The sequence below is a fragment of the Paenibacillus sp. TC-CSREp1 genome (genome assembly GCF_050171015.1).
Taxonomy (GTDB): domain Bacteria; phylum Bacillota; class Bacilli; order Paenibacillales; family Paenibacillaceae; genus Paenibacillus; species Paenibacillus silvae.
Map to the genome: position 1 here is coordinate 167,642 of NZ_JBNOKM010000009.1, position 20,279 is coordinate 187,920.

The 20,279-nt window shown below is 47.0% G+C and carries 15 protein-coding genes; 13 read left to right on the top strand and 2 right to left on the bottom strand.

Annotated features, from left to right (window positions below; genetic code table 11):
• Positions 1-132 precede the first annotated feature (132 nt).
• Entirely contained in the window at positions 133-2,058 is a 1,926-nt protein-coding gene (locus ACQSGY_RS15605; protein ID WP_427052638.1) for a carbohydrate-binding protein, read from the bottom strand.
• A gap of 211 nt (positions 2,059-2,269) precedes the next feature.
• Positions 2,270-3,952: a carbohydrate-binding protein gene (locus ACQSGY_RS15610; RefSeq protein ID WP_427052639.1), complete on the bottom strand. Its 1,683-nt coding sequence runs from the start codon at positions 3,950-3,952 to the stop codon at positions 2,270-2,272.
• Between the two features lie 366 nt (positions 3,953-4,318).
• Between ACQSGY_RS15610 and ACQSGY_RS15615 the strand changes: the two genes are divergently transcribed.
• From ACQSGY_RS15615 to ACQSGY_RS15675, 13 genes are all read left to right on the top strand, one after another.
• Entirely contained in the window at positions 4,319-5,665 is a 1,347-nt protein-coding gene (locus tag ACQSGY_RS15615) for an ABC transporter substrate-binding protein (protein WP_289374142.1), read from the top strand.
• A gap of 94 nt (positions 5,666-5,759) precedes the next feature.
• Positions 5,760-6,641, top strand: a complete 882-nt coding sequence (locus tag ACQSGY_RS15620) for a carbohydrate ABC transporter permease (protein WP_216513296.1) — start codon at positions 5,760-5,762, stop codon at positions 6,639-6,641.
• Complete coding sequence (locus ACQSGY_RS15625) at positions 6,641-7,465, top strand: carbohydrate ABC transporter permease (protein ID WP_427052550.1); 825 nt, start codon at positions 6,641-6,643, stop codon at positions 7,463-7,465. Before ACQSGY_RS15620 ends, ACQSGY_RS15625 begins: the two co-directional genes overlap by 1 nt.
• A gap of 76 nt (positions 7,466-7,541) precedes the next feature.
• On the top strand, positions 7,542-8,531 hold the full coding sequence (locus tag ACQSGY_RS15630) for a LacI family DNA-binding transcriptional regulator (protein WP_427052551.1): 990 nt from the start codon (positions 7,542-7,544) through the stop codon (positions 8,529-8,531).
• Between the two features lie 206 nt (positions 8,532-8,737).
• Positions 8,738-9,706 carry an alpha/beta hydrolase gene (locus tag ACQSGY_RS15635; RefSeq protein ID WP_427052552.1) on the top strand — a complete coding sequence of 323 codons (969 nt, stop codon included), beginning with the start codon at positions 8,738-8,740 and terminating at the stop codon, positions 9,704-9,706.
• Positions 9,707-9,828: 122 nt separating this feature from the next.
• Positions 9,829-10,806: a carbohydrate kinase family protein gene (locus ACQSGY_RS15640; protein ID WP_216513300.1), complete on the top strand. Its 978-nt coding sequence runs from the start codon at positions 9,829-9,831 to the stop codon at positions 10,804-10,806.
• A complete protein-coding gene (gtfA, locus tag ACQSGY_RS15645; RefSeq protein WP_427052553.1) occupies positions 10,775-12,262 on the top strand; it encodes a sucrose phosphorylase in 1,488 nt (495 codons plus the stop codon). The genes ACQSGY_RS15640 and gtfA overlap by 32 nt, the downstream gene beginning before the upstream one ends.
• Positions 12,263-12,299: 37 nt before the next feature.
• Positions 12,300-13,115 carry an alpha/beta hydrolase gene (locus ACQSGY_RS15650; RefSeq protein ID WP_427052554.1) on the top strand — a complete coding sequence of 272 codons (816 nt, stop codon included), beginning with the start codon at positions 12,300-12,302 and terminating at the stop codon, positions 13,113-13,115.
• Positions 13,116-13,248: 133 nt separating this feature from the next.
• A complete protein-coding gene (locus ACQSGY_RS15655; protein ID WP_427052555.1) occupies positions 13,249-15,015 on the top strand; it encodes a sensor histidine kinase in 1,767 nt (588 codons plus the stop codon).
• Positions 15,016-16,629, top strand: coding sequence for a helix-turn-helix domain-containing protein (locus ACQSGY_RS15660; protein ID WP_427052556.1), 1,614 nt, complete (start codon positions 15,016-15,018; stop codon positions 16,627-16,629).
• A 201-nt stretch (positions 16,630-16,830) separates the two neighbouring features.
• A complete protein-coding gene (locus tag ACQSGY_RS15665; RefSeq protein ID WP_427052557.1) occupies positions 16,831-18,366 on the top strand; it encodes an ABC transporter substrate-binding protein in 1,536 nt (511 codons plus the stop codon).
• A gap of 83 nt (positions 18,367-18,449) precedes the next feature.
• On the top strand, positions 18,450-19,373 hold the full coding sequence (locus ACQSGY_RS15670) for an ABC transporter permease (RefSeq protein ID WP_216513305.1): 924 nt from the start codon (positions 18,450-18,452) through the stop codon (positions 19,371-19,373).
• 11 nt (positions 19,374-19,384) lie between these two features.
• Positions 19,385-20,278 carry a carbohydrate ABC transporter permease gene (locus tag ACQSGY_RS15675; RefSeq protein WP_216513306.1) on the top strand — a complete coding sequence of 298 codons (894 nt, stop codon included), beginning with the start codon at positions 19,385-19,387 and terminating at the stop codon, positions 20,276-20,278.
• Position 20,279: the final 1 nt, after the last annotated feature.

Sequence of the window (20,279 nt, forward strand, 5' to 3'; positions counted from 1 at the left end):
ACGAAAAGGCTCTTTCAGGATCATCCTGAAAGAGCCTTTTATTTTTTGGATCAAGGAATCTTGATTATTCTATGTTCCTGGCTTCCATTTGGGCGTCGTTATACTGTCAGAAATGTAGCAAACGGTGGCGTTTTATAAGGAGGGCGTTATTGTAATGTTATCCATATTCGGACCCTCTGTCCCTGTTGTGACAATTCGAAGGGTGTTCATCCCTGAGTTCATAGGGACTTGAACGGTTTTCTCACCCCATGTAGACCAGCTGCCGGTTGCACTGAAGGGTTCATTGCTAAGCATTTTGGTACCATTCACATAAATGTCGACAGTGCGTGTGCCGCTTTCCAATGCGTAACGAAACTTTACGTTTTTAGTGCCAGTCGTCATGTTAGTAATGTTATTCCATTCAATGGATGAGCCTGTTAGAGCGTTGAAGTTTACATATCCGGTACCCGTGTAACCGGGATAGAGGGCTTCGATAACTGCATTTGTCAGCTGAGTGCTGCTCTCCGCTTCATAGGTTGTGCCTGTGCCTGTAGACGAAGAAGTGTTAGAGAACTGCCAGTAATCGAAGTTGAAAAGCTGACCTGATCCGCTGCCGGTAAAGACTAGAAAGACATTTCGGACCCCTGTTGCCCCGCTAACGGCGGTTTCGACTTCCAGCCAGTTCTGTGCACCGCCAGTAGGCGGGACATTAAGTGTGCCAGCAAGAGGACCGGAGACATTATCCAGACGAATCTCGATTTTCCCTCCACCTGATACAGAAGCAACATGGGCTTTAAAAGTCTGAGCTCCGCTGGAACCAAAATCCGCTTTACTTACCGCGACCCAATCCCCATTGTGTATTTGGGTTACCTGCTGATTGTTTACTGGACCGCCAGGTGCATTCGACTTTTCCGTCTGAATTCCGCCATTCCAGGCAAAGGTCTCTGCTTCGACACGGGTATATGGATTCAGATTGGATAGCTGGGGAACTCCAGCATAATTCGCAGTCACTTCCTGAATTGTACCATTGGTATTGTGCTGCAATTTGTTAATATGTGGTGAGCGATAACCTTTTCCTGAACCATATAGAGCCAGACTGACGGTTTGAGCGTGATACACGACATACCACTCATTATTGAATTGAAAAACCGAATGGTGGTTGTTGCCGCCTGCACCAAAGAATACCCCGGGGTTCTTCAGAAAATGTCCTTCATATGTAAAGGGGCCCATGGGGCTGGAACTTACCATATATCCAATTTCACCTGGTGGAATGTTGGATGGGTGTACGCCGCCAAAGTTAATACAATAGGAGTAATAATACCTGCCATTGTATTTATGAATGCCCGAGTCCTCCAGAATGAAGGGTGCATCAATCGTTGATGCACTGCCAACTACACTGGTCATATCGGCACCGAGTTTGATAACCCGGGCTGTTTTGGGATTGGCTCGTTGCTCCTGAGTGGGGTTCGAGCCGCCGGGAATTCCACCACCTGCATATAAATATCCTGTCCCATCGTCGTCCACGAAAACTGCAGGGTCGAAAAGCCAAACCACGCCTGACATGCCGGGGGTATTCGTTGTTAAAAGAGCTTTGCCAATCGGATCTGTCCATGGCCCGACAGGACTATCTGCCGTTAGTACGCCGATACCGCCAGTACCGTTAGCGAAGTAAAGGAAAAACTTGTCTTTGCCATTTATGTTTTTGACAGCAGCTGCAGGGGCCCAGGATGCGCCAGCCCATTTGGCTATCCCCTGACCACCGTTTGCTCCGTTCGCACCGGCAACGGGAATAGCTCCGTGATCCGTCCAGTTCACCATGTCGGCAGACGAGATAACAAATACGCTTTTTAGATTAGCGAAGGTGTTATCCTTGATGGAGCCATCGCTGTTGTACTCATAATTGTCACTGGACATGTAGAGGTAGACACGTCCGTTATAGGTTAAGGCAAAAGGATCGGCACCGAGATGATGATCGATTAACGGATTTGCATTTCCGATCTGTTTGGCGATAGTGGAGCTTGCAGCAGATGCCTGGTTCATTGGCACACAACTTAGAATTAGTGCAATGACAAGAAACATGATTCCACATAATCTGTGCATCAGGTTTATCCTCCTTGAAAAACGAGTTGATATGTAATAAATAAACCCCGTGCTTCAGCTGATCGGTAAGTAATACCTGCTGAAAACACGGGGCTTGGCTAATTATTGCCTTGATTAAAAAGGGAGAATCCAATGCGGGTTATCAGACTTGTCCTAAACAACACAGTAAAATAAAGAATGATTGCTGTATTTAGGAGGCAGCCGTTACTGTAATATTATCAATATTCGGTCCTTCAGTACCTGTGGTAACGATTCGAAGGGTATTTACACCCGCATTCATAGGAACCTGAATGGTTTTCTCACTCCAGGTGGACCAGCTTCCTGTTGCAGTGAAGGGTTCATTGCTGAGCACTTTGGTGCCATTCACGTAGATATCCAGATTACGAGTACCACTCTCCTGGGCGTAACGGAACTTTATGTTTTTGGTACCTGTTATCGTGTTGTTGATGTTATTCCATTGAATGGCCGAGCCTGTATACGCGTTAAAGTTCACATATCCTGATCCCGTATATCCCGGGTAGAGTGTTTCGATGACTGCATCTGTCAACGTTGTCCCCGTCTCAGCTTCATATGTGGTGCCAGTGCCTACATTCCCGCCTCCAGTGCCACCAGAGAGATTAGCAACAAATGTAGTTACACTCTGTGCAGGAAGCTGAGCTGTGAACGCACCATTGGAAACATTAATGGGTGCAAGACTTGCCAGATTACGACTGCTGTCCGTCACATACGAGGATACAGTGGAGGCATTGCCATTTTGCAGAACAAACCGCTGACTGGTTGCTGAATTGCCGCGGTTAATCGCGACGATGACAACTTTGTTGTCTCCTTTATAAGCCGAAACGTAAGTGTTGGTATCCGGGTTTTTGGTTGCATCTACACGAACATAGCCTGGACGAACAAATTTGGAGAAATGGGCCATGTTGTAACCACGTTTACTGATCGTGCCATCTTCCTTCATAGGTCCGTATTGTCTGCGGATGTACCACCATACATAAGCCTGGAAATCGCCTTCAACCATCGCATTGTGCATATGATAGGAGACCTCCAGAGACTCTGGCCAGCGGTCAGCGGAGTTGTTGTCACTGTTTGGTACGTACACTTCAGTCATCCACAGCTCTTTACCCGCCCCTTTTTGCTTGAAAAGAGGGTATGCGAAGTCTTTGATCTGAGTTCCATACGTATGTGCGCCCAGAATGTCCATGTTGGCAAGAGCCTGAGGATCATTCAGAATGGGGTCGGAAATATTTTTTAAGTATTGGAAGGATTCCGGAGCCATAACTCTGGTGCCCTGGATGCTGCCCGCATTTTCTTTCATAAAACGAAGAATTTCCTGTGGTGTCCACCAGGTCCAGTCATGAGCATAATCCGGCTCGTTTTGCACCGAGATGGCATACAGGTCTACACCATTGTTTTTCATATACGTAACGAAGTCATTCAAATGCTGCGCGTACGCGGCATATTTGTCGTATTTCAAGCGTTTCGCGCTTGCACCGTTGCGGTTAAAGGTTTCAACCATATCACTTGGCGGATTCCACGGCGATGCGAAGACGATAGCTCCTTGCTCAATAGCCCGTTTCGCGGTAGCTACTTCGCGATACCAGTTATTCCGATTATCGTCGACATAGATACGAAGAATAGAGAAGCCTAACTGATTCTGGCCATTCCCGAAAGCGGTTTCACGTTGTGCCGCAGTAAGGTCACCGATCCATGCTGGATGGTTGATACCGCCAAAACCTTTGATGAGCTGCTTTTCAGAGGCCAGATTGATGTTGGCATCACTTGCTGCTGACACGTTGGTAGGTGTTAACATCAGCGGCAGTGCGGTCAAGCAGGCCAGCAAAATATTAACTGATTTTTTTAATTTCAATCCCATCTTCATATATTACCCTCCTCAGATTGATTGTTACTGCAAAAGCTGATCAAGAAAAACATCCGAATGCTTGCTTGGCAGCAATATAAGTCTTCATGATCACTTCCTCTCCATAGTGCAAATTGTAATACTGGTGTTGATTTGAAAATTTTACCATATAATTGCGATGAAAAATACCCTGCAAATTGCAGTTCTATGTAAAATTTTCACTTTTTTTGTATTAGAAGAGACGTAGACGTGTAAAATCGACAAAATAAATTTTTTGAATGTATGTCAACCGGTTGACATATCATATCCTCGCCGCTTATGATAAAGCTGCATTCGAAATGTATGCGCATTCATTACAAACACCAGGGGGGAAGTTGAGCAATGAAAAAGAAATGGGTACCGTTTGTTGGCGTATTGTTAATGATGTTGATTATCACAGCCTGTTCACAAGGCAAGACAACAGAATCTTCATCTCAAGGTTCAGGCAAGCAGGCTGATGAGTCTTCCAAGGAGGTCAAACTGACCTTTTTTAACACCTCTGCTGAAGTCAACGGTGTGTTCGAAAAGCTGTTCAAAACGTATCATGAGCAGCATCCCAATGTAACCATTGAGCTGATTCCAACCCCGATTGGTGGAGCGCAGCTGGAGAAGTTCCAATCCTTGCTTGCATCAGGCAACCCGGCAACGATTGCGAATCTGGATGCAGGCACCATTTTGCAATATAAAGATAAATTCCTCAATCTGGATTCCGAAAAGGCGACATATGAAGGGTTGACCAAACCAGGAGCGGTGGACGGGGCACTGCTGGACGGACAATTTCTCGGCATTCCTTGGACAGCACAGGGGTACGGACTTTTGTATAACAAACGTGTAGTGGAAGAGGCATTGGGTGGCTCCTTTGATCCAGCCAGTATCAAAACCCGTGACGATCTGGAGGCTGTATTCAAAAAGGTAGAGGCTGCAGGTAAAGCACCGGTTATGCTTCATGGAGCAGACTGGTCGCTCGGAGCACATTATCTGGGACTGACATATTCCCTGCAATCCAGCAATGTGGATGACAATCGTAAATTCGTAAAGGATCTTGAAAATGGAACAGCGAAGCTTGCAGACAATGCTGCTTATAACGGCTTGATGGACACCTTTGATCTGCTGAAAAAATATAACGCACGCAGCAAAGACCCGCTGGTGGCAGATTACACCAAAGACAGCACCGATTTTGCCAAAGGCGAAGCCGCTTTTTATTTCATGGGTGACTGGACCTGGGCTGTTATTGGCAATCTGGAAGGCCGCGACAAGGATTTCGGTATTGTGCCAGTGCCAATCAGCAACAACCCGGAGGATTACGGCAATACACAAGTGGCCTACAGCGAACCAAAGCTGTTCGCGATTGATAACTCTGGTTCCACCGAGGCACAGCAGGCTGCAGCCAAAGAGTTCATTCAATGGATGGTCACTAGTGATGAAGGGCAGGATGCAATTGTAGCGCAGATGGGCCTGGCTTTACCTTACAAAGATGTCAAAGTGAAAAGCAGCAACATTTTATCCGAAGCAGTGAGCAGTTTTGTAGATCAAGGTAAAGTAGTGAATATCAGTGTGATTAACTATCTTCCGCAGGATTATTGGGCGAAAACAGGTGCGTCTATGCAGAAATATCTTGCAGGTGTAATTGATCGCAAAGGACTGACAGATGAAGTGCAGGCGTATTGGGCCAGCCAGGCAGGAAAATAAACCATTAACCCGCTGGAAAGAGGATGTGCATCCGGTTTGAGGAGCACATCCTTCCTTCATCATGACATAGCCAAGGGATGCACAGGAGGTCAACATGGATAGAAAAATACGATTGCGAAATGCGGGAACCTTCCTGCTGTTTGGAGGTCCTTCCGTTATCGCTTTTCTCGCAGTGGTTGTGATCCCGTTTATCGTCGGACTTTATCTTACGTTTACGAATTGGGATGTTCGTACCGGGGATAACAGCTTTATCGGCTTATCGAATTATGTTGCGGTTTGGCAGGATACCGTGTTCTGGACTCAGTTATGGTTCACGCTCAAGTATGTGTTTTTCACCGTCATTATCGCCAATGCGGTCGCTTTTTTTATCGCGCTGGCGCTGACAGGCGGCGGGAGAGGAGAGCAGTGGCTGCGTACAGGTTTTTTCACACCGAATCTGATTGGCGGTATTATTCTCGGGTATTTATGGCAAACATTATTCTCGCAGGTACTGCCTTATCTGGGTGAAAAGTATGGCTGGTCCTGGTTCGAAACCTCCTGGCTAACGAACACGGATACAGCCTTCTGGGCTCTGGTCATCACAACCTCATGGCAGCTGATTGGTTACTTGATGATTATTTATATTGCGGGCTTTGCCGGGGTTCCGAATGATGTACTGGAAGCCGCCAGCATTGACGGAGCGAGCCGTATGGCAACAATCCGCCGAATTATGCTGCCGCTGACCATTCCGGCGATCGTCATCTGTGTGTTTATTTCGATTTCACGTTCCTTTCTTACCTATGATATCAACCTTGCGCTCACCAAAGGCGGCCCCTTTAACTCCACGGAGCTGGCGACGTATCATATCGTGCAGAAGGCGTTTTTGTCCAACCAATACGGGGTTGGCCAGGCAGAGGCTGTAGTGCTGTTTGCGGTAGTGGCAATTATTGCGCTGACACAATCGTATCTGCTGAAGAGACTGGAGGTTGAATCCTGATGACCCATCGTGCAATCCTTCCGTCACTGAAGAAAATATTGTTGTATATATTGTTATTTGTATTTTTAACACCATTTTTGCTGATCATTATGAATTCGTTCAAGTCCACCCAGCAATTTGTAGAGAATCCATTATCCTTGCCAACAAGCGTTCAAATGGCCAACTATGTGAGTGCATTCGATAATATGAACTTTCTGGACGGATTCCTGAACTCGCTGCTGATTACCGTTGGTTCAGTGGTGCTGATTCTCTTTTTTTCCTCGATGACAGGATATTTGTTTGTACGCTTCAAATGGCGGATCAACGGCATTTTTTTCTATGCGATGCTGGCTTCGCTGGCCCTGCCGTTTCAGGTATTAATGATTCCGCTGGTGATGCTGTACGGCAACATGAGCTTGCTTGACTCCAAGCTGACACTGCTCTTTATGTACCTGGGCTTTGGTGTTCCGTTCGGTGTATTTACATTCCATGGCTTCATCAAGGGCATCCCGTTTGAGCTTGAGGAATCAGCATTTATCGAGGGCAGCTCACGGATGCGTACATTCTTTCAGATTGTGCTACCGCTGTTAAGACCTGTTTTTGTTACCTTGATTGTGCTTGACGTCCTGTGGATCTGGAATGACTACCTGCTGCCAAGTCTGGTGCTGTTATCCCCGGAACACAAAACGTTACCGCTCTCTACCTATAATTTCTTCTCGTCCTACTCGGTGGATTATGCACCGCTTATGGCTGGACTAATTATGACCATTATCCCGGTATTAATCATGTATTTGCTTTTGCAGAAGCAGATTATCAAGGGGATTACAGAGGGCGCTCTGAAGTAGGATCGGGGTGGCCTGGAGTGAAATGCACGAGGATTAAGATTATAATGGATAAAAAAGAGCAAGGTGGTTAATCGTTATGCCCAAGATTGATGATGTTGCCAGGCAAGCTGGAGTTTCGGTCACAACCGTGTCCCGTGTATTGAACAACCGGGGTTATATTAGCGAGGAAACTCGCGAAAAGGTATACCGTGTGATGAAGGAACTCGATTATCAGCCTAACGAGATGGCCCGGGCGTTGTTTCGCAGAAAATCCAATATGATCGGTTTGATTATTCCCGATGTGTCTCATCCTTTTTTCAGTGAAATGACCTATCATTTGGAGTATTATGCGGATAAAGCAGGATATAAACTGCTCTTATGCAATTCCAATCGGGATGTTCGTAAAGAGAGCAAATATATGGATATGTTGAAAAAAAACAAGGTCGACGCCATTATTACAGGCAGCTCTTTACTTGAAGTGCAGCATTATCTCAATCTAAGTTTGCCTATCGTTTCACTTGATCGTGAAGTGGCAGACGATATTCCTGTCGTTTCCTCGGATAACGAGATGGGGGGCAGGCTGGCTACGCAGCTGCTTCTTGAGAAGAATTGTAAACAGCCGGCCTTTCTCTATCGAGGCATTGGTGGCCCACATCATGTAGCTTTACTCGCCAATGGCAGGGCTCAGGGTTATGAAGAAGTGATGCGCAGCGCGGGACTTGAACCCATTCATCTGCAACTTGATGCTTCCGCCAAAGAGGAGCAGGAGATTCAGGAAGAAATCATGCGTTTTCTGGAGGAGCATCCAGCGGTGGATGGCATTTTTGCAAGCAGTGATGTTATTGCTGCGGAAGCTTTGCAGGCCTCCCGTCAGGCGGGGAAGCGTGTTCCCGAGGATATGCGAATTATCGGCTATGATGATGTCAAGATAGCATCGCTGCTTAGCCCACGTTTAAGCAGTGTAAGTCAGCCCATTCAGGCCATGGCTGAACGAATTATCGAGCTTGTGGTCAAACAAATTAAAGGAGAAGAATTTTCGAGTACGAACCTGTTCCCGGTGCAGCTGGTAGAACGTGAGACGACATAGGAGGGGTGCTTTGCAGAAAGCACACTTTCTGTGTTACTCATATGTCAACCGGTTGACATATACTTAAGATAAACATCGAACTATTGCTATATAAGCCGAACAGCGATTGGAGGGTTGCTATATCCTCGGAGTGGATTGTGTAACATCTTTAGTTCGACTTTATAGTCCCAAAATGAAGCTTGCCAATACGTCAGGAGGATACAGTAATGGATTTTATCAATAGAGTTGCTCCAGAATTGCGGGCGGGTCTGCTTGGGCTTGCGGTTATTCAGCTGCCGGAGGACCTGATGAAAGCACGGCTCGATGCCGCACCTGCTGTTCAGGTATCTGATGCTGTAGAGATTGAGAATGTATATATCCGAGTGGGGCATGGAGATGAGCTTCAGCTCCGCATATATACCCCGGCACATACAGAGCGCAAAACAAAAATTACAGAAAGACCGGCACTGCTGTGGATTCATGGCGGTGGAATGATACTCGGCAGTCCCGAAGGGGATGATCAGCTCTGCATGGATTTTGCGACCCGTGCAGATTGCATCGTCATCTCGCCGAATTATCGGCTGGCGCCGGAGCATCCTTATCCTGCCGGACTTGAGGACTGTTATACAACGCTGGAGTGGATATCCAGCGAGGCCGAAGCACGAGGAATCGACCGGGGCCGAATTGCTGTCGGAGGAGCCAGTGCAGGAGGAGGACTGGCTGCCGCGCTTGCTCTTTTGGCACGGGATCGACAAGGGCCGGCACTATGCTTCCAAATGCCTCTCTATCCGATGCTGGATCATCGGAACGAAACTTCGTCGAGCTATGAAATCACGCATCCTTCGGTATGGAACCGGGCTCATAATCTGGCCGCATGGGAGATGTATCTCGGTCAGGACATGAAAGCGGATATTCCTGTGTATGCTTCGCCAAGCCTTGCAACGGATCTCACAGGTCTTCCTCCTGCCTACATTTGCGTTGGTGAACTGGACCTTTTTCGGGACGAGATTCTGGATTACGTTGCTCGTCTGGCCAGAGCAGGTGTTCAGGTGGAGTTTCATCTGTATCCCGGGTGTTATCATGCATCAGAACATGTTGCTCCCGAAGCGGACAGCAGTAAGCGTATTCGAAACGAATATATTGGACGTCTGGCTCAAGCCTTGAAGTCTCCAATTCGTAATATAAACCACCGCTGATTTTTGAAAAAACAAAACGTTTTACTGAAAGTATCGGACAGGACATAGCCCTACAATAAAGTTGTCATTGTCAAATGATAACCTTTGAATGAATACCGTGAAGGATTCGGGGAGGAAACAGGATGTTTGGGCTGGATGAAAGCATAAAGCTGGAGAGACGATCCAACGATCTCTTGGCCATCGGGGAACTGCTGGTTGATATGATATCCAATGAATATGGTGATCACGCTGGATCAGACGGGTACACCCGCTTTTTTGGAGGAGCGCCTTCCAACATTGCCATTAATGTCAAGCGGCTAGGGATTCGTTCACGGATCGCTTCAGCAGTCGGTGAGGATGGATTTGGTACCTTTTTACTGAGCCGTTTGCAGCAAGCGGGTATGGATACGGATGGCATTAAACGAGTAGGGGAAGCAACAAGCATGGTTGTTGTTAGCAAAAGCAAATCTACACCGATCCCCATTTTCTATCGGGCAGCCGATTTTCAACTGACCGTGGATGAGGCGCTCACAAAATGGCTGCGCAATTCCTCCATCGTTCACTTTTCGTGCTGGCCGCTATCCAGGCAGCCCGCCAGAGCAGCCATCGAACAGATTATTGCCGAGGCAAGGAAACATCATGTGCTGATTGGCTTTGATCCTAATTTCCACAAGATGATCTGGCAACCCGGGGAAGATGGTGCTGCATATGTACAGTCGGTCATCCCGCAGGTGGATGTCGTTAAACCGTCCAAGGATGATGCGGATCGTTTGTTTGGTGAAGCATCTGCCGAGCAGCATTTACAGCGCTTTTTGAACCTGGGAGCACGGCTGGTTATTTTGACGTTGGGAGAAGAAGGCGCGCTGGTTTCCAATGGTGCAGAGACGGTGAAATTTGAGACGTGTGCAGCAGAGGTTGTGGATACAACCGGGGCAGGGGACGCGTTCTGGTCCGGCTTTTATACCGCGCTCGTCAAGGGGTATACCCTTCGCGAAGCGTTAAAATCAGGTTTTGCCGTGAGTGCGTACAAATTGAAGTATCCGGGTGCAATCGTAGAGCTGCCAGCTCTGGAGCATATTCGAGAACAGTATGGCATGGGAAAGGGTGGACACATTGCTTAAAAACAAGGTTCAATTAATTACCTATCCGGATTCGCTTGGCGGCAATTTAAGTACACTGAACCAGCTGCTTCAGACTGAACTTTCGGGTCTATTTACAGGGGTGCATATTCTGCCACCCTTTCCGTCATCAGGCGACCGTGGCTTTGCCCCGCTAACCTATCTGGAGATTGATCCGGCCTTTGGAACGTGGGATGACATTCGCTCTATTGGTGAGCATACGGATGTATTGGTGGATCTGATGGTGAATCATATTTCACAGCAGTCCCCTTATTTTCAGGATTTCCTTCTGAAAGGCAGGGCGTCCGAGTATGCCGATCTGTTCCTGACACTGGACAAGGTATGGAAAGACGGAAATCCGGTTCAGGCAGATATCGATCAGATGTTTTTACGCCGGGAAGTGCCTTATTCCAGCTTTGAGATCAAAGAGACGGGCCAGGAAGAGAAGGTCTGGACGACCTTTGGCAAAACGACGCCCTCGGAGCAGATTGATCTGGATATACGGGCAGCCATTACACAGCAGCTGCTGAGATCCTTTTTTGAAAATTTCAAAAAAAACAATGTCAAAATGGTCAGACTGGATGCTGTCGGTTATGTTATAAAAAAATTAGGCACGAGCTGTTTCTTTGTAGAACCGGATATTTATCTGTTTCTTGACTGGGTGAAGGCGCTCGCCGATGAACTGGAGATTGAATTGCTGCCGGAAGTACATGCTCATTACAGCATTCAGTACAAGCTCGCCGAATACGGCTGCTGGATCTATGATTTTATTTTGCCATACCGGGTGTTGGAGGCGCTAATCAACCGTTCCGGCCGGGAGCTGTGTCAATATCTTCAGAACAGACCCGCCAACCAGTTCACCATGCTGGATTGCCATGATGGCATCCCGGTCAAACCTGATCTGGACGGACTTATCCGTACAGAGGAGGCGCAGCAGCTGGTGGATGTCTGTCTGGAGCGGGGAGCGAACCTCAGCCTGATTTTGTCGGATCAACACAAGTCAGAGGATGGCTTCAATGTTCACCAGATTCGGTGCACGTATTTCAGTGCCTTGAGCGAGGATGATGATGCATATCTGGCTGCACGAGCGATTCAGTTTTTTGTGCCGGGCATTCCTCAGGTTTACTATGTCGGGTTGCTCGCCGGGGAGAATGATCTGGCACGTGTAGCCGAGACGGGAGAAGGTCGTGAGATTAATCGTCAGAATTATACGCTGGAGGACATCAGGTCGCAGCTGGATAAAGAGGTTGTGCAGCGTCTGATGAAGCTGATCCGCTTCCGCAACACCCATCAGGCGTTCCAGGGAGAATTCAGTGTACTGGAATCTTCGGACGATCAGGTCTGTCTGGGCTGGAAGCAGGAACACGTTCAATGTCGGTTGACCGTAAATCTGGGTACTTTTCAGTCCGTCGTGCACTATACAGACGATTCAGGTCAGCTTGCGGAATACATTGTCTGATCATGTAACTTGAATCCATAATCAGGGGGTTGCGAATATGGCTACTGTACAGGTAAACTTTTTCTCAAAAAGCATGCGCAGAGAGGTGTCGTTTAATGCTCTCTTGCCCGTAGACCTGCCCGTCATTCCGGGCCAGTCGGAGACGGCAATACAGCAACAGCCTTTGAAGTCGTTATATCTGTTGAACGGATACTCAGGCAATCAGTGGGACTGGATCACCTTCACACGAATTCGTGAGCTGGCTGACCGATACCGGATCGCGGTATTTATGCCGGCTGGTGAAAATCATTTTTATGTCGATGATGAAGATAAGGGTGAGCTGTACGGACAGTATGTAGGCCAGGAATTAGTGGCATTCACACGTGAACTATTTCCTCTCTCCACCCGGCGTGAGCATACCTTTATTGGAGGTTTGTCAATGGGGGGATACGGTGCGATTCGAAACGGTCTGAAGTATGCGGAGCATTTCGGCGGAATCATCGCTTTATCCTCAGCCATCCTGCCTTACAAAATTGCAAATGCAGAGCCTGGTTATTCTGACGGCATAGCAGATTATAAATATTTTACCCGGGTTTTCGGTGATCTGAGCCAGCTGGAAGGCAGTGATAAAGACCCGGAAGCATTGGTGATGCAGTTAAAGGAAAGCGGAGCGCTGATCCCCAATATTTATATGGCCTGCGGCACGGAGGACTTTCTGCTGGATGTGAATCAGCGGTTTCGTGATTTCCTGCTGCGTGAGCATGTTCCTGTGACCTATACAGAGAGTGCAGGCGTGCACAATTGGGATTTCTGGAACGACTACATTACACTTGCGCTGGACTGGTTGGCATCAAACGAACCATCAGAAAAATAAAAGGTAGCTGAAACTATACATTATGCCAAGCCTCTGAGGGTCGTGTGTTATGCATCGACTGTTCAGGGGCTGTCTGGTTATTGCAAAGTGAATAATGCAGGTGAGAGTTGAGAGATGAGAGAAGAGGGAACGCATGCAGAGAAAACATTCATTCCGTAGCAGAAGCATTGTATTCAGATTGTACACCCAGATCACGGTTATTTTGGTTATTCTCTTTGCGGCGCTTCTTCTGAGCAACATCTATTCTCTTCAGGTGGTACAGAAAAATATCGTTAGCAATTCAGAGCATACGCTGGCGATTTATACGGAATCGATTCATAACAATCTGGATATTTATGCCAAGGATCTGATGGAGGTATTTGAAAATCAAGCTGATTTTGCCAAGGATTACGGGGATCAATACGGTTCTTCCGGTCATGCGGGGGATTATTTCAAAGAATTAAGACTGATCAATGCGCTGAAGTCCAAGATGTCGAATAATTATGCCAGTGACGGCATGTTCATTCAGATTGCCCGGGACGAGAGAGTGCTCACCTTATTCGGCAATCGGATCAACTCTTCGAACAAGCTGGCTCTGGCGGATGAATTGAAGCATCAAAACTGGAGAGAAATGCAGGTACAGGGGAATCAGGAGGGGCAGTGGAGCGTGGTAGAGGTGAATCACGTTTATTATTTGTTCAAATGGATTTCATACGGTGAGGTGAGCTTCGGCACGTTTGTCCAGGCAGATCACTTGATCTCCTTAACCAGTCGTGAAGCAGAACCTTCCAGCCAATTTGTACTCAGCGATCAGGAAGGGCGCATTCTTACAGCGATGTCCAGTCAGGCAAACTTGGCAAAAAAGGACCTTGACATGACCAAGCAGGAGCTGGGCAATCGTTATCTTTTTGTGAGCAGGCCGATTGCCGAATTCGGGCAAATCACCAATATTGTGATGAAACAAAGTGTGTTTTCCGGTCTGAAGCTTATCCAGTGGCTGATCATCGGTCTTGGAGCTGTTTCTATTATTGTCGTGCCATTGGTCATGCGATTTATCGCAAAAGAGATGCTGCGCCCGATTCTGGAACTGGTGAGGGCTGCAAAAGAGGTAGAAAAAGGCCAGCTCGCCTTCCCGCCGCCCTCCAGAGCGTATTCTGTTGAATTCATGAAGCTGTTCCATGCCTTTCAATCCATGGTGCATGAGATTACACATCTGAAGATTCAAAGTTATGAAGAGAAGATTGAGAAGAGCCGTGCAGAGCTGAAGGTGTTACAGATGCAGATCAGACCTCATTTTTATCTCAATGCAATCTCCACCATCTCCAGTCTGACTTATCAAAATCGGAATGAAGAGATCAGACGTATGATTCAGATGCTGTCCCGTCATCTCCGTTATATGTTCAGGGCTGAGCAGATGCTTGTCAGCATCAATGAAGAGATGAATCATGTTGAAAACTATATTCGCATGCAGGAAATACGCTACCCGGATCAGATTTTTTATATGACTGATCTGGAGCCGGAAGCAGGTCAAGTTCGTATTCCGCAGCTTCTGCTTCAGACCTTTGTGGAAAATTGCTTCAAGCATGCTCTAACTTATGGAGAGCTGTTATCTATATTTATCCGGGCGCACCTGGAGAGGAGGATAGACGGGGGGATGTACGTTCATATCGTCATCGAGGACAATGGTGAAGGATTCCCGGAGGCCTGGCTTCAGCAACCCCCTTCTTCGGAGGCGGCTAAGCACGAAGGTGAGCATGTTGGTATTGCAACCATTCGCAGAACGCTGCAATTATTGTACAAACAGGATGATCTGCTGTGGCTGTCGAACGGCGAAGAAGCAGCGGGAGCCAAAATTGACATATGGATACCCGTCCCGGACGACTCTGGTGCTGCATCAGGTATGAAAGTGGGGGAATTATAGATGCAATGTATGCTGATTGATGATGATATTCCTACCGTTCAGGTATTGCGAGAGATTATTCCCTGGCCCTCTTACGGTTTTACGGATGTGTCACAGGCGCACTGTGTTCAGGATGCACAAATGCTCTTTGCCGCGGGTGTTCCTGATCTCGTTATTTGTGATATCGAGATGCCCAGAGGTTCGGGGATTGAGATGATTCAATGGATCAGAGAGCAGGGGTATGATTGTGCTTTTATTTTTTTTACCTGCCACGAAAGCTTTGATTTTGCGTCCACGGCGATCTCCTTCAATGCGGATTCGTATCTGCTCAAACCTTTGAATCAGGAAAAGCTTGAAGCAGCTGTCATGAAGGCGGTTGGCGGCTTGCGGTGGCGAAGACAGATGGGGGAATATCAGAAGTTTGGCAAGGCATGGCTGAAAAATAAAGGTTTGGTGGAAGCTGGCTTCTGGACGGATATATTAATGGCGACGATTGCCCCGCGGCTGGATCTGATTCAAGGGGAGATTGTCAAACGGGAACTTACGATTCAAACAGAGCAATCCTATGTGCTGGTGCTGATTAGTGTATTTCTATCCGAAATTGATGAAAGATGGAATGAAAGTACGTTCCGATATGCATTCGCCAATCTCAGCTCGGAGATTATGCTGCTGCGGCTTCATTATGACCGGATTGTTTCCTATCAGAAGAACAGCATGCTATATGTTGCCGTGGTACTGGATGAGGACTACGTTAGCCGAACACAGCTGGAGGAACGCGCCCGGCTGCTCATTCAATTAATGAATGAATATTTGAAATGTATGGCAACCTGTTATATTAGCGAGCCCCAGTCGATTGATGAACTGTGCGGGGCAAAGGCAGAACTTGAACGTATGGATCATTCGAATGTCATGTATCGAGGCAAGGTCCACCTGCAGCAAGAGGTATTTCAACGGGAGTGTCAGCAACGATTTGATCTGGATACAGTTCATTACACAAGCCTCTTTGTTGAGCGGGAGAAGGCGCAGATTGTGAACCGTCTCAAAAAAGATTTGGAGCAGCTTGCTGCGCAGCAGCAGTTGGATGCGGAGATGCTGTATGTCATACGCGAGGATTTCATGCAAGTGGTGTATGCCATTTTGGCTCAGAACCATGTACAGGCTCATCCGCTTTTTACCGACCAGCTTGCCCAGCAGTTATATAGCAAATCCGAGCATAGCATTTTTGATTTTATGAAATGGGCTCACCTTGTTACGGAACGCACCATCGAAACGATCAAAGAGAATCAGCGCTCGGAAGGAATTGTAGACAAGGCGATGCGTTATATTCATGAACATTACACCAGAGATCTGAATCGTGAAGAGGTGGCAGCCAGCGTATTTCTGACCCCGGACTATCTTGCCAAAATGTTCAAACAAGCTACAGGGCTGACGATGAAGGAATATTTGAATGAGGTTCGAATTAAAGCGGCCAAGCGTATGTTAATTGAAAGTCAATTAAGCGTGGGGCAGATTGCAATGGAAACGGGATATGATACGATTTCTTATTTTTCTACCGTATTCAAAAAGCTTGCAGGAGAAACACCGAACGCATTCAGAGCCAGACATCGTGATGTTCAGTTGAATAATGACGTTTAACGTGTTAGATGGTCACGTAGCGTTACAGATACAGGATAAACTCTGCTTCATACGGAGCAGGGTTTTTGTTGTTTCAAGACATCAGGCAGGATGCATCCCGTTTTTACGAAAAAACAGAACGTTTTTGTTAAAGCCGCGGAGGGTTCAATTTTATAAAATGAAAACGAATACAAGCACGACACAAGGAGGTCATGAAACAAGATGAAAACAAAGAGATTATGGGGTTCCCTGTTATCACTGGTGCTTTGCGGTTCCTTGCTGGCAGGATGCGGGGCAGAATCTTCATCCTCAACTGCACAAGAGGGAGACGGCTCGCAGAAGGTGGAAAAGGTCGTATTCGCGATGCCTTCATTCAATCGCATTCCTGATGATATCAGTAAAGTTACAGCCGCCATCAATGCAATCACTGTTCCGAAAATTGGTGTTGAAGTGGATTTCAGATTATACGGTCCGGCGGATTATGCGCAGAAAGTGAATCTTGCACTGCAAAGCGGCGAGCAGATGGATGTTTTCACAACGCTGGGGCAATTCACAAACTATGTATCCAAAAACCAGCTGTATCCGCTTGACGAGTTGCTGCCGCAATATGGCAAGGAGCTGACACAGATTCTGGAAAAGGATTTTGGCCCAAATCTACTGGATGCAACGACGATGGATGGACATATCTACGGCATTCCCGTGAATAAAGGCATGTCTTTGCCAACGAACATTGTATACAATGCCGACATGCTGAAGGAGGCTGGTATGACATCGGATAAAATCTCGTCACTGGACGATCTGCCTGCGGTATTCGAAGCGGTCAAGCAAAAACAACCGGATGTTATTCCTTTTGGACCGGTTAATGTGAACCCGAGTGACACGAATCTGGTGTTGGCGCTGAAGGGCATGCACAAGATTGATTTTCTGTCAGATACTACGGGAATCGGTGTTGTCGTAGGCAACGACGGAAAGGTTCAAAATTTCTATGATACAGAGGAGTTTAAACAGGGTGCCCGAATGATGCGTGACTGGTTTGAAAAAGGTTATCTGGAGAAGGATGCGGCTACAACGTCTATTTCATTCTCGGATACGATCGCTTCCGGGCGTGGTTTCTCTTTCCTGGGAGGATACAGCGGCATGGAGGCCGCCAAAGCGCTTAGTGCACAAACAGGCAAAAACCTGGAAATGAAACGTTTGGTACCGTATTACTTTGATACCAGTGCGGTCAATCTGGTGAGCTGGATGGTATCCAGCACGACGAAGGCTCCTGAGGGCTCAGTCAAATTTCTCAATATGCTGTATACCGATCAGCAGTTGATTAATACGATCCTGTACGGCATTGAAGGTGAGGACTACGTCAAGGTGGATGAGCATCACGTGAAGTTCCCGGATGGCATGGATGCATCAACCGTTCCCTATACAGCCATGCTGAGCACGGGCATCGTCGGTTCGGAATCGCTGCAATACCAGCTGGAAGGTGTGAACTGGTCTGATGTGGAGCTGAAGCTGAAGGAGAACAAGGAAACGGAGCGCTCACCGTATTTCGGCTTTATCTTTGATCCAAGTGAAGTCAAAACACAGATGAGCGCCGTAACCAACGTGGTCAATCAATATCTGCCTGCACTCGTTACCGGGGTGCTTGATCCTCACAAAACCATTCCACAATTCGTAAAAGCTTTGAACGATGCGGGGGCTCAGGATATTATCGCGAGCAAACAAAAGCAGCTGGATCAATGGATTGCAGAACATCGGAAATAAAATGTGGATGAACGTTTAATGTGGAGCGGCGGTGTATGGCCTTGGAACGCGCCCCGCTCTTCATTAAGGAGGAGAATGGAGCAATGACTGTGAAAACCAAATCCGGAGGGATAAGAAAAACACTGCCTTTACTGCTGCTCGCTGCGCCTGGTCTGCTGTATTTTCTGATCAACAATTATTTGCCAATGGCCGGCATCTTTATCGCTTTTAAGGATGTGAACTACGCCAAAGGCATCTTTGGAAGTGACTGGGTGGGCTTCGACAATTTCAAATTTTTGTTTCAGACAAGTGACGCCTGGATCATGACACGCAACACACTGTTATACAATCTGGCCTTTATCGTGCTTGGTACGATGCTGTCGATTGCCATTGCGATTCTGATGTCGGAGCTGTTAAAAAGCGTATGGTCCAGGCTGTTTCAGTCCGGCCTTGTTTTACCCAATCTGATCTCGATGGTTGTACTGTCTTATATCGTATTTGCTTTCCTCAATGCTGACAGCGGTTTTATCAATAATTCGATCCTGAAGCCGCTTGGCATTCCCGAGATTAACTGGTATTCAGAAGCAAAGTATTGGCCATATCTGCTGGTGTTTATTCAGCTGTGGAAGACGGCAGGATACGGCTCTATAGTGTATATCGCTTTTATCTCCGGCATCGATAAAAGCATTTATGAAGCGGCCAAAATTGATGGTGCAGGCAAGCTTAAGCAGATTCGCATGATTACACTGCCTTTGCTCAAGCCAACCATTATCATACTGACTCTGATGTCCATTGGTCGTATTTTCAATTCTGATTTTGGCTTGTTCTATCAGGTGCCGATGAATGCCGGGGCATTATACAGCACCACACAGACCATTGATACGTATGTGTACCGGGCGTTGATGCAGGTTAATGATATCGGGATGTCAGCGGCTGCGGGCTTATATCAATCCATTGTGGGATTTGTTTTGGTGATGGTTGCGAATGCCATTGTCAAAAAAGTTAATCCTGAGAATGCATTATTTTAGGGGGAAACACCATGATACAAACCAGGGGTGAACGCGCTTTTCATGTGTTTTCCATCGCTGCTATGGCTGTGTTTACGCTGCTTGCTTTTCTGCCTTTTATTCTGATCATCATGGCATCCTTCACGGATGAATCGTCGTTAATTCGAAACGGCTACAGCTTCTTTCCAGAAAAAATGAGCATGGATGCTTATGTATACATGTGGTCCTCAGCATCTACATTTGTTCGTGCATATGGGGTATCCTTTCTAGTCACTGTGCTGGGAACGGCGCTTGGATTGTTAATTACCAGCATGCTCGCTTATCCGATGTCGCGTCAGGACTTTAAATACCGCAATGTGCTGGCCTTTATCGTATTTTTCACCATGCTGTTCAGCGGGGGCATTGTCCCTTCCTATATTTTATGGACCAAGTATTTTCAGATTAAAGATACGCTGGCAGCGCTTATTATCCCGAACCTGCTAACCAATGGATTCTATGTGCTGTTAATCCGAAATTTTTATAAAAATAATATCCCTGTTGAGCTGATTGAGTCAGCTCAGATCGATGGAGCCTCAGAGCTTCGCATTTTCTATCGCATGATGCTGCCTCTTTCTGTACCTGTTCTGGCGACCGTTGGATTATTTATGGGACTGGCTTATTGGAATGACTGGATTAATGCTTTATATTTTATAACCAAACCCCAATACTACGGAATTCAGAATATGCTGATTCGTTTGATGAATAACATTCAGTTTCTGAAGTCTGGTCAGGCCAGCAGCATGCTGGGTGCCAATGCGGCTGAGCTGCCGAGTACAGCGGTACGCATGGCTATGGCAATCATCGGGATTTTGCCGATTCTGGTGGTGTTTCCTTTCCTTCAAAAGTATCTGACCAAGGGTATTATTGTTGGTGCAGTTAAAGGTTGAT